Raw genomic sequence first — 13,449 nt, forward strand, 5'->3', positions numbered from 1 at the left:
GGGGGGGGGCCGCCCGCCCCCCGGGGCGCCCCGCCCCCCCCCGCCCCCCGCCGCACCCCCCCCCCACCACCGGATCAGGTCAGCCTCTGTTCCTGCTGAGGCTCAGGGTCAGGCCTGGGTCAGGCTCAGCGTCAGCCGAGGGCCGAAGCCTTCTCGACGGCCTCGTCCCATGCCTCGTCGGCGCTCTGCGACTTCGTGACGTCGACACGGTTGAGCGCGTTGGTGACCTCGTCACGGATGGCGAAGTAGTTCGCGCCCTTGAAGGGTGCGCTGTCGATGCTCTGGGCGCGGGCGGCGAAGATCTCGCCCACCGGAGCGTCGTTGAAGAACGGGTTGGTGAAGCTCTGGACGGCCTCGGACTCCTGCGCCTCGACCTGCGACGGGAACGTGCCCGCCGACTCGAAGAACCGGGTCTGCTGCTCGGGCGCGGTGAGCCACGCGGCGAGCTCCTTGGCCGCCTCGGCGTTCTCGCCCGAGGCGGGGACGGTCAGGAACGAACCGCCCCAGTTGCCGCCGCCACCGGGGAAGACGTTGGCGACGTCCCAGCCCTCGACGCCACCGGCGCGCTCCTCGACCGGACCGGTCATCCAGGCCGGGCAGATCATCGTGGCGAACGCGTCGTTCTGGAAACCGGCGTCCCAGTCACCCTCCCACTGCACGAGACCTGCCGACAGGCCGTCCTCGACTGAGGCGGCGATCTCGTCGTAGATGTCCTTGACCTCGGTGTTGTCCGCGAGGGGCTTGGGCTCACCGGTCTCTGCGTCCTCGAACGCCTCGGGGAGCTGGTTGACCATGCCCTGGAAGGTGCCACCGACGCTGTCGTACCAGGCGGCGTCGGACTCCTTCACGAAGTCACGGCCCACGGCGAAGTAGTCCTCCCACGTGGCGTCCTCGCCACCGAGCAGCTCGGCGACCTCTTCGCGGTCGGTCGGCAGGCCGGCCTCCTCGAACAGGTCGGAGCGGTAGCAGATCGCCTCGGGACCGATGTCGGTGCCGTAGCCGATGACCTTGCCGTCGGGCGTCGTCGCCTGCTGGACCTTCCAGTCCACCCAGCGGCCCTCGAGCTCGGGGTCGGCCAGGTCGGTGAACAGGTCCGGGTACTGCGTGAGCTCCGGCAGCCAGTCGACCTCGATGGCCTCGATGTCAGCCAGCCCCTCGCCACCGGCGGCGAGCTTGGTGGTCAGGTTGGTGCGAGCGTCGTCGCTGGTGGCCGCCGTGACGTGCTCGACGGTGACGTTCGGGTGCTCCTCCTGGTACTCGGCGAGCACCTCGTCCGTGTAGCCGAAGTTGTTGAACGTCGCGACCTTCAGCGTGATGGGGCCGTCGTCCGCGGTGTTCTCTCCGTCGGATCCTTCGTTGGACCCACCACAGGCGGTGAGGGCGAGGGCGACGACGGCGGCACCGGCGGTCGCCTGGAGGGTGCGCGCGGCGGCGCGCCGTGTGGGTCGGGTACTGCTCAGCACTGGGGACTCCCTTGTCGTGCGGTCTGGGGCTAGCGGTCAAGCTCAGTGCGGTCGCGTCACGTGCGGGCACGTCTGCGTACCGGCGCTGGAAGCGCTCCCACAAGCAAGTGTGGTAGCGCTCCCACGGGCACTGATCGTTGCGCCGTCCACCGGGTCGTGTCAAGACGGGTAGCGGGCGAAGACTGTCTGTCTCACTCCTGGACGCGGAAGTCCGCGACGGTCTGCACTGCCTGGTTCCAGGCGATCTCCGGGCCGCTGCTACCGGTGTCGACCGCGGTCAGAGCGTTGTTCACCTCGTCGCGGATCGCGAAGTAGTACGGGCCCTTGTACGGGGCGCCGTCGATGGACTGCGCCCGGGCCGTGAAGATCTTGCCCACCGGGGCGTTGTTGAAGAACTTGTTGGTGTAGCCCTGGACGGTCTCGGAACCCTGCGCCTCGATCTGCGACGGGAACGCGCCGGCGGCCGTGAAGGCCTGCGTCTGCTGCTCGGGTGCGGTGAGCCATGCGGCGAGCTCCTTCGCCTCCTCGGTGTACGCGCCCGCTGACGGCACCGCCAGGAACGAGCCGCCCCAGTTGCCGCCGCCGCCGGGGAAGACGTTGGCGACGTCCCAGCCCTGCACACCCGCGGAGTAGGACTCGATCGGGCCCATCATCCAGCCAGGGCACAGCATGGTCGCGAAGGCGTTCGACTGGAAGCCTGCAGCCCACTCGGGCGACCACTGCACGAGGCCGGCCGAGAGCCCGTCGTCGATCGCCCCGGTGATCTGGTCGTAGACCGAGCGGACCTCGTTGTTGGTCGAGAGATCGGTGGGCAGCTGCGTCGCCGGGTCCTCGAACGCGGCGGGAAGCTGGTTGACCATGCCCTGGAACGTGCCGGTGGCGCCGTCGAACCAGGCGACGTCGGACTGCTCGGCGAACTGGCGGCCCACCTCGAAGTAGCGCTCCCAGGTAGCGTCCTTGCCGCCGAGCAGGTTGGCGACCTCTTCGCGGTCTGTCGGCAGGCCGGCCTGCTCGAACAGGTCCGCGCGATAGCAGATGGCCTCGGGACCGATGTCGGTGCCGTAGCCGAGGAGCTTGCCGTCCGGCGTGGTGGCCTGCGCCACCTTCCAGTCCACCCAGCGCTTGGTGACGTCGGGGTCGGTCAGGTCCTCGAAGAGCTCGGAGTGCTGCATCAGCTCGGGCATCCAGTCGACCTCTGCGGCCACGATGTCCGCGAGCTCGGCGCCGTCACCCGTGGTGAACGCCTTGAGCATCTGCAGACGGGCCTCGTCCGACGTGGGGGCCACGATGTGCTCGACCGTGACGTTCGGGTGCTCCTTCGTGTACGCCGCGAGCAGCTCGTCGGTGTACCCGAAGTTGTTGAACGTCGACACGGTCAGCGTGATCGGGGCGTCCTCGTCGCCTCCGTCGCCCGCCGGGCTCTGCCCCAGGAGCGAGCCGCAGGCGGTGAGGGGCAGGACGAAGGCCGTGAGCGCGGCGAGGGCCACGCGTCGGGGGGCGACGGTCCGGCTTCGGACCGGTCCGTTTTTGCTGGGCACTGGGACTCCTCGTGATCGTGACTCGTGTGTGTCGGGGCTTGAAAGCGATATCAGAGCACAAAGTTGCCCACATCCGACACGAATGTTCGCTCAGGTTCTAGCACTCGCCGCCCGAAAAGGGCAGGGGTTGAAGCCATACTGCAGCATTGGGGTGTTCGCGACGGCGGGGCTGCGCCAGGACCGGGGACGGGTTGGCAAGGGTGGCGCCACGGTAGCGGTGCCCACGGCCACCGTGCGGAGGGCGCCCATGGTGGGGCGTCCGGAGCGGGACGGCTCAGGCCGTACCGGTGCGCTTGCCGGCGAGCCAGTCACGGCCGGCCTCCGCCTCGGTCTCGAGGGTCGTGCGCACTGCGCTGACCGCGGCCTCCTCGATCACCGAGCCGAAGAGCGGCACCGTCGCCCGCACGTCGCCCGCATAGACGAGACGCGTCCCGCCGTCGGGCAGCGTGGTGAGGGTTGCCGTCGCGGTGACCCGAACCGGCGCGCCCATGATCTCGACGGCCACCGTGCCGGTGCGCCGGCCCTCCGAAGCCGCCTCCCAGGCCTCGGCCTGGCGGATCTCGAGGTGGGCGCCCACGAACGGGCGTGCCTGCACGGGGATGATGTCGGTCGGCAGGGTGCGGCGTACCACCACGGTGAACCCGGTTGCCGCCGTACCCGTGACGTCGGCCTGCTCGACCACACCGTTCACGGATCCGGTGGAACGCTGGGCGCGCCATCGCACGAACGACTCGTCGGCGAGCATCGTGGAGACGTCGTCGATGTTCGCGGGGAACGTCAGGTCCACTGTCAGGTGCACGGGCTTTTCCTCCTCGCGACGACGGGGCATGCCGGTGGTGGAACTCTAACCCGACACGTTGCGTGCGTCCGATACGTACCGGTGACATCGCGGCCTGAGGTGTGCACAGGGCCCGCAACGGGCTGTGCACAGGGCCCGCAACGGGCAACGGCCGGTTCCGGCATAGGCTGGGGCGCGTGTCCGCGATGAGTGACCTGATCCTTGAGCACGCCGATCTCGAGCCCGCCGACGTCGAGTGGCTGCATCTGCTGGTCGGCGACTGGCAGGTGGTCTCGGACCTGGCGTTCGCGGACCTGGTGCTGTGGCTGCCCACCGACGACGGGCGGTTCGTCGCGATCGCGCAGTGCCGTCCCTCGACGGGCGCGACCGTGCACTACGACGACATCGTCGGCTCCTTCGCGCCGGAGGGGCAGCGACCGCAGCTCGCGAAGGCGATGGCCGAGGCCAAGGCGCAGCGGGCCAGGGAGCCGCGCTGGTTCGGCGCGTACGCGGTGCGCGAGGAGGCGGTCCCCGTCGTCCACAAGGACACGGCGATCGCGGTGATCGCGCGGCAGACCAACCTGGGCTCGGGCCGCACCCCGTCGCGCCTCGAGCTGAACTACGTCGAGGCCGCGGACGACCTCGTGGCGATGATCCCGCGGGGCGAGTTCCCGCTGCCGAACGCGGCGACGGGGTCCAGGCGCGGTGCGCCCCGCGTCGGTGACGGCCTGATCCGCCTCAACTCCGAGGGCGAGGTCCTGTACGCGAGCCCGAACGCCCTGTCGTGCTTCCACCGGCTCGGTGTCATCGGCCCGCTCGTGGGGCAGTCGCTCGTCGAGGTCACCGCCGACATGGTCGAGCAGCTGAAGCCCGTCGACGAGTCGCTGCCGCTCGTCGTGATGGGCCGCGCGCCGTGGCGCACGGACATCGAGGCGCACGGGGTGTCGCTGTCGCTGCGCGCGATGCCGCTGACGGACCGTGGTCAGCGCATCGGCGCCGTGCTGCTGTGCCGTGACGTGTCCGAGCTGCGGCGGCGCGAGCGGGAGCTGATCACCAAGGACGCGACGATCCGAGAGATCCACCACCGGGTCAAGAACAACCTGCAGACGGTGTCGGCGCTGCTGCGGCTCCAGGCCCGGCGGATGGACGTTCCGGCCGCGAAGGAGGCGCTCGAGGAGGCCATGCGGCGGGTCTCGACCATCGCGCTGGTGCACGAGAGCCTCTCCCAGACCCTGGACGAGCAGGTCGAGCTCGACGACATGGTCGGCCGGGCGCTGCGCCTCACCGCCGACGTCGCCTCGGCCGGGACCTCGGTCCGTACGGTGCGCACCGGTTCGTTCGGCATGGTGCCTGCGCAGGACGCGACGCCGCTCGCGCTGGTGCTCACGGAGCTGGTCACCAACGCGGTGGAGCACGGGTTCGTCGGCCGCACGGTGGGCACCATCAACATCGGCGTGGAGCGAGAGAACTCGGCCCTGCGGGTGGTCGTGGCCGACGACGGCATCGGGCTGCCACAGAACGGTGGCGAGGGCGGGCGAGGCCCTGGCAGCGGCCTGGGCACCCAGATCGTGCGCACGCTGGTCACCAACGAGCTCGGGGGCACCATCGAATGGTCGACCCGCGAGGGTGGCGGCACGCAGGTGGAACTGCAGCTCGTACTGCGCGTGGCCGATTCGTCGCGGTCCTGAGCCGGGTGTTCTGAGCGCCGCACCGCGGCATCCGGGTGGGCGGCTCAGGACGCGCGACATTCGGACGTGCGGCATTGGGGCGTGCGACATTCGGCGCGCAGTTCAGGCGCACCTTGGGTACAACCGAAAAGAAATGACGCGAGCCGCGCCCGAGCGAAGGGGGAGTGCTCAGGCGCGGCTCGCGGAGAAGCTGTGGTGCGGAGGTCAGCCCGCGCGACGAGCGCGTGCGGTGCGACGCTTGAGCGCGCGGCGCTCGTCCTCGCTCATACCGCCCCAGACGCCGGCGTCCTGGCCGGACTCGATAGCCCACTTGAGGCAGGTATCGACGACGTCGCAGCGACGGCACACGGCCTTGGCCTCCTCGATCTGCAGCAGGGCGGGGCCCGTGTTACCGATCGGGAAAAACAGTTCGGGGTCCTCTTCGAGGCATGCTGCGCGGTGGCGCCAGTCCATGGTCACGTACTCCTTGGAAGGAACTACCCGCCGTCCGGCTCGCCAAGTGGGAGCCTCGTCGTCGTGCGTCTGGGGCGCACAGGTCTGGTTGTGGACCGGATTCCGGTCCCTGTGCGCCAGGCGACAACCGACGGGGGTTTGTTCGGGGTGTGGTGGCTTGCTGCGTCTAGGTTCACACGCTCGTGAACGCTCGCACAAGGGGTTACGGCGAAGTTTCTTCGCCGTGAACCCTGAGGTATCCGTCACACTATTGTGAATAAGCCGCTCACCAGTATCCTAGTCCGTCATGCCAGTACTGAAAGCCTTTTTCGCGCGCCGTGTCCCGGTGTTTCTTCGTGCCCTCGTGATCGGCGTCCTGATCGAGGTGACCGGCCTCGTTGCTTTCGCCGCGGTGTTACTTGGTGAACTTTTTACTGGGGGTTCCTCCTCACTCGGAGTGAGCCTCTTTCTGGTTTTCTTCCTCCTGGGTGTTGCCTGGGTTCTCGTTGTGTCCTGCCGGGCCCTTCTCGCGGGACGTCGTTCAGGCCGCGGACCCGTCGTGACCTGGCAGCTCTTTCAGATCGTCGGTTCGGTCGCGGCGATCGGCAGCGGCACCGGGGTCTCCGTCCCGGGTGGGTGGACGGCTCTCACGATCGCTGTGGTAGTGGGCGGTCTGCTCATGACGCCCTCCGTCGTGGAAGCGACGTCGGCGACCGGCTCCGAGGACTGATCCGGGGCTCCAGCACCTGGCAGAGCACGGGTTCGCCCCGGCCGCACCAGGCCGCACGGCCCGGTGGGCCACCCGATCCGGCGAGCGCCACGGGCGCCCCGAGCACCACGTCTGCCGCGCGGTCCGTGCCGAGCAGCACCAGCCGCGGCCCTACCCGCGCCGCCAGGCCGCCCACCGACGGGCCGTCGGCCGCGAGCGCGAACGCCACCTGTGACCGCAACGCCGCTGGTGGCAGGGCGCCGCGGACGTCCTCTGCCGCGTCGACGAGCACCAGCGTGCGGTTCGGGCCGGTGTGGGTGTCGGGGGCTGCGACGACGGATGCGGCGGCGAGCACGCCGGCGACAGCTCCGGCGTCGTCCGGGCGGACGGTCCCTCCGTAACCGGGAAGGCGCTCGAGGGGCGCGAGCGAGCGGGGGTCGCGTGCGATCCCTCGTACTGCCCAGCCCTGTTGCAGCGCGGCGATCGCGAGGGTGACCAGTGCCGTGGTCCGGCCTGAGCGTGCCCGTCCGACGACCGCCAGATGGCCGTCGCGGGGGTCCCACGTGACCGTCGTACGACGCTGCCTGTCCGGGTCGTCGCCGAGGGCGAGGACCAGCCCCGTCCGGTCGCGCCGGGTCGCCGGTGGCAGGCTGGAGATGGTGGCCTGTCGGGGGAGGTGCGGTAGCCACGGCGGGGCGCCCGGGACGTGGCCCAGCTCGTCCGCGGCGCGGCGGGCCGCGTCGACCACGAGTTCTGCGGGAACTGGCCGTGCGGGAACCGGCCGCTCGGGACTCAGCCGCCCGATGGGCTGCTGGCCCGGTGTGCTGCCGGGAGCCGCCGGCCAGGCAGGGGCGCGGCGGACCAGGGGGAGCTCCGCATCGGGTGGGGCGGTGACGTGTGCGCACTGCAGGGTCACGGGCGGTGCGGATCCCAGGCGCAGCACCGCCCGGCCCGGTGCCGTGACCGGGATGCGCGCCGCGGCGGGATCGTCGAGCACGTCCCGTGACTCGAGGGGGTCGGTGACGCGGAGGGCGATCCGTGCGCTGACGTTGGCCCGCAGGTCCGGCCCGACGGCCCCGCCCGGTCGCTGCGTGGCGAGCACCAGGTGCACACCGAGCGACCGCCCCTGTGCCGCGACGCGCAGCAGGGCCGGGAGGAACTCGGGCAGGTCGTCGGCCAGTGCGCGAAACTCGTCGATCACCACGACCAGCCGGGGCAGCACGCCGGGCGGCAGGTCGGCGACATCCGGCACCCCGTGGTCCGCGAGGACGCGCTCACGGCGGCGCAGCTCCGCCCGCAGCCCGGAGAGGGCCCGCGCCGCGAGTCCCGGCTCGAGGTCGGTCACCTGACCGACGACGTGCGGCAGTCCCGGGCACGCGCCCAGGCTCGCTCCGCCCTTGAAGTCGACCAGCACGAGGGCCAGGTCCGCAGGCGAGCGGGTCAGGGCGAGCCCGAGCACGAGGGTCTGGAGCAGCTCCGACTTGCCCGAACCGGTCGTGCCGGCGACGAGCAGGTGCGGCCCGTCACGGACCAGGTCGAGGCACACCGGTGCGCCGTCGGCGCCTGTGCCGAGTGGCACCGCCCAGCTGTCCGCACCGCCCCAGCGCGCCACGAGAGCCCGTGACCCGGGCATCTGGGCAAGGCCGTGGGCTCTGGTCAGGGGCACGACGGCGGGCAGCAGGGCGTCCTCCGGGGGTCCGGCGGGCGCGGTGCGGCCGAGCCGCGCGGCGCCGGCGAGGAGGCGGGCCAGGTGCTCGGCCCACTCGGTGGTGACGCCGACGAGCGGCACGGTGCACGCTGTTCCGTCGGGTCCGGTGATCCGGACGCGGCGGGCGTCGAGCACGCGTGCCACGGCGCGGCAGCCGGGCGGTACGGCTCCGACGGACACCACGAGACGGTCGCCGGGGCCGACGAGGAGGCCCGAGGCGGGCACGGTGGCGCCGTCGTCGTCCAGGACGACGACGAGCGGCCCGCCCTGGGGGAGCCAGCGGGCCCAGGACCAGCCACGAGTGCCGGGGCCGACCCGTACCTCGGCTCCCCGTGCGGCACGGTCGGCGACGAGCGCGCGTGCGACGGAGCGCGCCAGCTCCCGGGGTCCGAGCACGGCGACGACGCCGTCGTGCAGCAGCCGCTCCCAGGGACCGTCGGACCGCGGGGGCAGGAGGCGTGCGGTCAGGGCGGGGGAGGTGCCCGGGACGCCCAGCGTGCCGGGCGCGCGTGCCGTGGCGTGGACGGCCAGCGCGGCAGCCCAGGCGCCCGGCGACACGTGGTGCGCGGCGTGCGCGAAGGCCAGGAGGCGGGCCGGCCCCGGCAGCTCCTGCGACCGGTCTCGCGGCGCGCCGTCGGTCATGGCCCGCCGCCGGGCGGCACGGAGCTGCGGGAGCGCCACAACCAGGCCGACCAGCGCAAACACCGCCAGGAGCGGCTGGCGCAGCGCCACGGCGAGGGTCAGCGATGCGGCCGCGGGGAGCAGCGTGAGCGTCCAGTGCACGCCGCTGTGCGGGGGCGCGGTGCGGGGTGCCAGCCACGCCGCGGGGCCGCGCGTCCTGCGGATCGCGAGGCGCCCTCCCCGCCGCAGACGGACCCAGGCACGGAGCGCGGCCGGCGGTCCGCTGACCCCGACCACGGTCCCGGCGTCGGGCCCGGTCACGCGGGTGACGAGCCAGGGCTGGGCCGCGGCGGACCGGAGACCGGGACCCGGTGCCGGCTCGGCCCCGGGCGGGCTCGGCCGCCGCACCCCGAGGACCGCACCGGGCAGCAGGGGGCGCTCGCCGACCACCTGGTCGTCGGTCAGGGGCTCGCCGTCGACGGCGAACGTCGCGTACCGCAGCTCCGGTCGCCGGACGAGCGACGCGAGGGGCGCGCGCAGGCCGGCCAGGCGGGTGCCGGGGCGCAGGAGGAGGTCCTCGCCGGGATGCAGGGTCACGCGCACGGCGTCGTCGGACGACGGGGGACGGGTCATGGACCCCAGCCTCGTCGACCATGCGCCCGGATCGGGGCGGCTGCAGGGATTCCTGTGCACGATCCCGGTTTCCACAGGTTCGCCGTCGTGCTCGCTACGGCACAACCCCTGGGTGAGTGCCCTTACCCGGGGCCAGCCGGATGTACGACCAGGGGATGACACGGTCCGGGAAGGATCAGGCCGACGCCCGATGCCCGGACCGGTCCCGGCTCCGTAGGTTCGTATCTGCCGGCCGTACCGGGGTCAGACCCGGGAAGGCCGGACCACTTCCGGGCAGCGAGCAGGGGACCTCCCCGCACACGCACCGTCCGGCGCGAGCCGCCACCGGCGGCCGCCCGCAGCGCAACCGCGGCACAGTCCGCCGCACGACCCGCCCGCAGCAAGAGCATCGACAACTCGAGGAGAAACTCGTGGACACCACCGTGTACGTCCCGGCGGACCAGCCGGCCCCCACGCCGGGCAGCGCCGCCCGCGCCGTACGGGCCCGGAGCCTGACCAAGACCTATGGCAAGGGCGAGGCGACCGTGCGGGCCCTGGACGGGGTGGACGTCGACTTCGAGCAGGGCCGGTTCACGGCGATCATGGGCCCGTCGGGCTCGGGCAAGTCGACGCTGATGCATCTGCTGGCGGGGCTGGACTCCGCGACCAGCGGTCAGGCGTTCCTGGGCGAGACGGAGATCACGGGGCTGAACGACAAGGCCCTGACGAAGCTGCGTCGGGACCGGGTCGGGTTCGTGTTCCAGCAGTTCAACCTGCTGCCGATGTTCACCGCGGAGCAGAACATCACGCTCCCGGTCGAGCTCGCGGGCGGCGCCGTGGACCGGGCCTGGTTCGACACCTTGGTGGACACGCTGGGTTTGAAGGGCCGGCTCACGCACCGGCCGGGTGAGCTCTCCGGTGGGCAGCAGCAGCGTGTCGCGATCGCGCGCGCCTTGATCGCGCAGCCTGATGTGGTGTTCGCGGACGAGCCCACGGGGAACCTGGACTCGCGTTCCGGTGCGGAGGTGTTGTCGTTCCTGCGGCGTTCGGTGCGGGAGCTGGGTCGCACGATCATCATGGTCACGCACGACCCGTCGGCGGCCGCGTATGCGGATCGTGCGGTCTTGATCGCGGATGGTCGGATCGCGGGCGACATCAGCGACCCGACGCCTGATTCCGCGATGGCCGGCCTGGACGCGCTGCGCACCCTCGAACCCGCCGTCGCGAGCCGTCCGGGCAGCACGACCAGCGGGGCAGGTGCCTGATGGCCGGCTCCATGCCCGCAACCCGCCTCACCCTGGGGCAGATGCGTCGTAGCGCGGGCCGGCTGGCGTCGGCAGGTGTCGCCATCGCCATCGGTACCGCCTTCGTCGCCGCCACGCTGCTGGCCGGCAACATCATCACCGGCACCACGTACGCCCAGGTCTCCGCGACCCTTGCCGACTCCGACCTGGTGGTCTTCGACGACGCCCAGTCCCTGACCGAGGCCGACGTCGAGGCCGCCCGGGGCGTCGAGGGCGTCGCGGCCGCCGACGCGCAGGAAACGTTCTACACGGAGCTCAACCACGGCGGGAAGTCGATCTTCCAGGGCGTGGTCGGTGCAGCGTCCGACCCGCGGCTCACGCCGCTCGAGGTGTCCGACGGCGAGTGGCCGACGGCCGGCGACGAGATCGCGCTGCCCGAGGACGTCGCCGAGCGGCTCGGCGTCGGCCTCGGTGACACCGTCTCCTCCTCCCGCTGGGTGACGGACACCGAGCCGACGAAGCTCGAGGACGGTTCGGAGACCTACGAGGGTCACGAGGTCGTCGACAAGCTGACCGTCGTCGGCCTCGTCCAGGACCCCTACGACGCCTACAGCGCCCTGGGCGGCGCCGCGGTCCTGAGCGCACCGACGCTCACGCAGTGGATCGCCGACGAGTCATCGCCGGACATGACGTCGACGATCGGCACGATAGTCGTCGCGCTCGACGACCCCGCCGCCGTCGAGTCGGTGCGCGCCGCGCTGGCGGACGCCGTCCCCGCGGCCACGGACGTCACCACCACCGACGAGCATGCCGAGCAGATGGTGGCCAGCATGTCCGGTGGCCAGGACCTGGTCTTCCTGATCTTCGTCCTGACCTTCGCCGCCGTGGCGCTCGTCGTGGCGGGCCTCGTCATCGCGAACACCTTCCAGGTGCTCGTCGCGCAGCGTTCCCGCACCCTCGCACTGCTGCGCTGTGTCGGTGCGGGCACCGGTCAGCTCTACCGCAGCGTCCTGCTGGAAGCGGCGATCCTCGGCACGCTCGCGTCCCTCGCGGGCATCGTCGTGGGCACGGCGCTGGTCCAGGCCGGCCTCATGGTCGCACCGGCCTTCGATCTCGGCGTGCCGCTCCCCGAGACCGTCAACCTCAGCGCGCCCGTGTTCATCGCCCCGCTCGCGGTCGGCATCCTCGTCACGCTCACCGCCGCCCTCGCCCCGGCGCGCGCGGCCTCGCGCGTCGCGCCCCTGGCCGCGCTCCGGCCCGCGGACGCCCCGAGCCTGGGCAAGGGCGCCGGACGGGCCCGTGCGGTCCTCGCGACGATCATGTCCGTCGGCGGCTTCGCCTCGCTCGCCCTCGGGATCGTGCTGGGCCTGCAGGGACGCATAGACGTCGGCCTCCTGGCCGCCGTCGGTGGCGGGTCCGTCTCCCTGATCGGCGTGATCATCGGCTCGGTGTTCTGGCTGCCGAAGGTCGCAGCGGGCATCGGCAGGCTTGTCGGCGCCGCAGGACCATCGGCCCGGCTCGCGGCGGCGAACACGCTCCGCAACCCGCGCCGGACGGCCGCGACGTCCACCGCGCTGCTCATCGGCGTGACCCTCGTCGGCATGATGACGACGGGTGCCGCCAGCGCACGCACCACCCTGGACAACGAGCTCGACGCCCAGTTCCCCGTCGACGTCGACGTCGCGACCACCACGTACGACGGCGAGCAGATGGCAGCCATGCCCGGTGCGGTCGTCGACGTGGTCGACGGCGTCGACGGGCTGCGGTCCACCGTGGCCGTCATCGACGCATCGGTCGCCACGGCGAGCGAGCAGTGGGTCCCCACGCTCGCAGCGACGCCTGACCAGCTGCGCGACGTCGTCAACACGCCGGGGGACTTCGACGCACTGCGGCCCGGGACCCTCGTCGTCCCGGACGGGGTGGCGAAGAACTACGGGCTCGAGGGCATGGACGAGCTCGAGCTCACCGGCCCCGGCGGGAGGACGACCCTCGACATCGTCGGTGTGGACGCCCAGTACGCGTACGCGTTCCTCGTGCCGCAGGACCTCGCGGCCATCTATCCGGACCTCGAGCCCAACCGGGTCTGGGCGAGCGTCGCCGAGGGAGAGGACGTCACGGCCACGGTCGCCTCCGTGCAGGACGCGGTGTCCACCACCGACGAGGTGGTGGAGGTGACCGGCGCGGTGGTCCAGCGGCAGAGCTACCAGCAGGTGATCGACGTGATCCTCGGCATCGTGGTGGGCCTGCTGGCCGTGGCGGTCGTGATCGCCCTGATCGGTGTCGCCAACACCCTGTCGCTGTCCGTCATCGAGCGCACCAAGGAGAACGCCATGCTCCGGGCCATCGGGCTCTCGAAGGCACAGCTGCGGACCATGCTCGCCATCGAGGGGATGCTCATCGCCGGCGTGGGGGCAGCGCTCGGTGTCGTGCTCGGCGTCCTCTACGGCTGGGCCGGCGCCACCACCGCGCTCTCCTCGATGGGTGACGTGCCGCTCGTGATCCCGTGGGCCGACGTCGCGATGGTGCTCGGCGTGGCCCTCGTGGCCGGGCTGCTCGCCTCCGTCGTACCGGCGCGGGCCGCCGTCCGCACCCACCCGGTGGCGGCGCTCGCGGCGGAGTAGCCCAGCAGGGGGACCGGTCACACCGGTCAGCACGC

The 13,449-nt window shown here is 72.0% G+C and carries 9 protein-coding genes; 4 read left to right on the forward strand and 5 right to left on the reverse strand.

Going from position 1 to position 13,449, the window contains the following annotated elements; all coding sequences use genetic code 11:
• Nucleotides 1–131: 131 nt before the first annotated feature.
• The 3 genes from AB0I32_RS20990 to AB0I32_RS21000 all read right to left on the reverse strand — a co-directional run bounded on the left by AB0I32_RS20990 (nt 132) and on the right by AB0I32_RS21000 (nt 3,800).
• Nucleotides 132–1,463: an extracellular solute-binding protein gene (locus AB0I32_RS20990; protein ID WP_357509542.1), complete on the reverse strand. Its 1,332-nt coding sequence runs from the start codon at nt 1,461–1,463 to the stop codon at nt 132–134.
• Between the two features lie 191 nt (nt 1,464–1,654).
• A complete protein-coding gene (locus AB0I32_RS20995) occupies nt 1,655–3,001 on the reverse strand; it encodes an extracellular solute-binding protein (protein WP_357509544.1) in 1,347 nt (448 codons plus the stop codon).
• Nucleotides 3,002–3,275: 274 nt separating this feature from the next.
• Entirely contained in the window at nt 3,276–3,800 is a 525-nt protein-coding gene (locus AB0I32_RS21000) for a DUF2505 domain-containing protein (protein WP_357509546.1), read from the reverse strand.
• A gap of 185 nt (nt 3,801–3,985) precedes the next feature.
• On the opposite strand from AB0I32_RS21000, the gene AB0I32_RS21005 reads away from it, so the two are divergent.
• The gene (locus AB0I32_RS21005; RefSeq protein WP_357509620.1) at nt 3,986–5,467 is read left to right on the forward strand and encodes a histidine kinase N-terminal domain-containing protein; all 1,482 of its coding nucleotides are present in this window, start codon (nt 3,986–3,988) and stop codon (nt 5,465–5,467) included.
• Between the two features lie 204 nt (nt 5,468–5,671).
• On the opposite strand, the gene AB0I32_RS21010 is transcribed toward AB0I32_RS21005, so the two are convergent.
• The gene (locus AB0I32_RS21010) at nt 5,672–5,920 is read right to left on the reverse strand and encodes a WhiB family transcriptional regulator (RefSeq protein ID WP_026365970.1); all 249 of its coding nucleotides are present in this window, start codon (nt 5,918–5,920) and stop codon (nt 5,672–5,674) included.
• Between the two features lie 286 nt (nt 5,921–6,206).
• Between AB0I32_RS21010 and AB0I32_RS21015 the strand changes: the two genes are divergently transcribed.
• Nucleotides 6,207–6,629 (forward strand): hypothetical protein, encoded by a 423-nt coding sequence (locus AB0I32_RS21015; protein WP_357509548.1) that lies wholly within the window; start codon nt 6,207–6,209, stop codon nt 6,627–6,629.
• Here the strand turns inward: AB0I32_RS21015 and AB0I32_RS21020 are convergent.
• The gene (locus AB0I32_RS21020; RefSeq protein WP_357509550.1) at nt 6,577–9,570 is read right to left on the reverse strand and encodes an FtsK/SpoIIIE domain-containing protein; all 2,994 of its coding nucleotides are present in this window, start codon (nt 9,568–9,570) and stop codon (nt 6,577–6,579) included. The genes AB0I32_RS21015 and AB0I32_RS21020 overlap by 53 nt on opposite strands.
• A 410-nt stretch (nt 9,571–9,980) precedes the next feature.
• On the opposite strand from AB0I32_RS21020, the gene AB0I32_RS21025 reads away from it, so the two are divergent.
• Both AB0I32_RS21025 and AB0I32_RS21030 read left to right on the forward strand, forming a co-directional pair.
• Nucleotides 9,981–10,814, forward strand: coding sequence for an ABC transporter ATP-binding protein (locus AB0I32_RS21025; protein ID WP_357509552.1), 834 nt, complete (start codon nt 9,981–9,983; stop codon nt 10,812–10,814).
• A gap of 11 nt (nt 10,815–10,825) precedes the next feature.
• Complete coding sequence (locus AB0I32_RS21030; protein ID WP_357509554.1) at nt 10,826–13,414, forward strand: FtsX-like permease family protein; 2,589 nt, start codon at nt 10,826–10,828, stop codon at nt 13,412–13,414.
• Nucleotides 13,415–13,449 lie beyond the last annotated feature (35 nt).

It is taken from the genome of Promicromonospora sp. NPDC050249 (assembly GCF_040656015.1).
Taxonomy (GTDB): Bacteria; Actinomycetota; Actinomycetes; order Actinomycetales; family Cellulomonadaceae; genus Promicromonospora.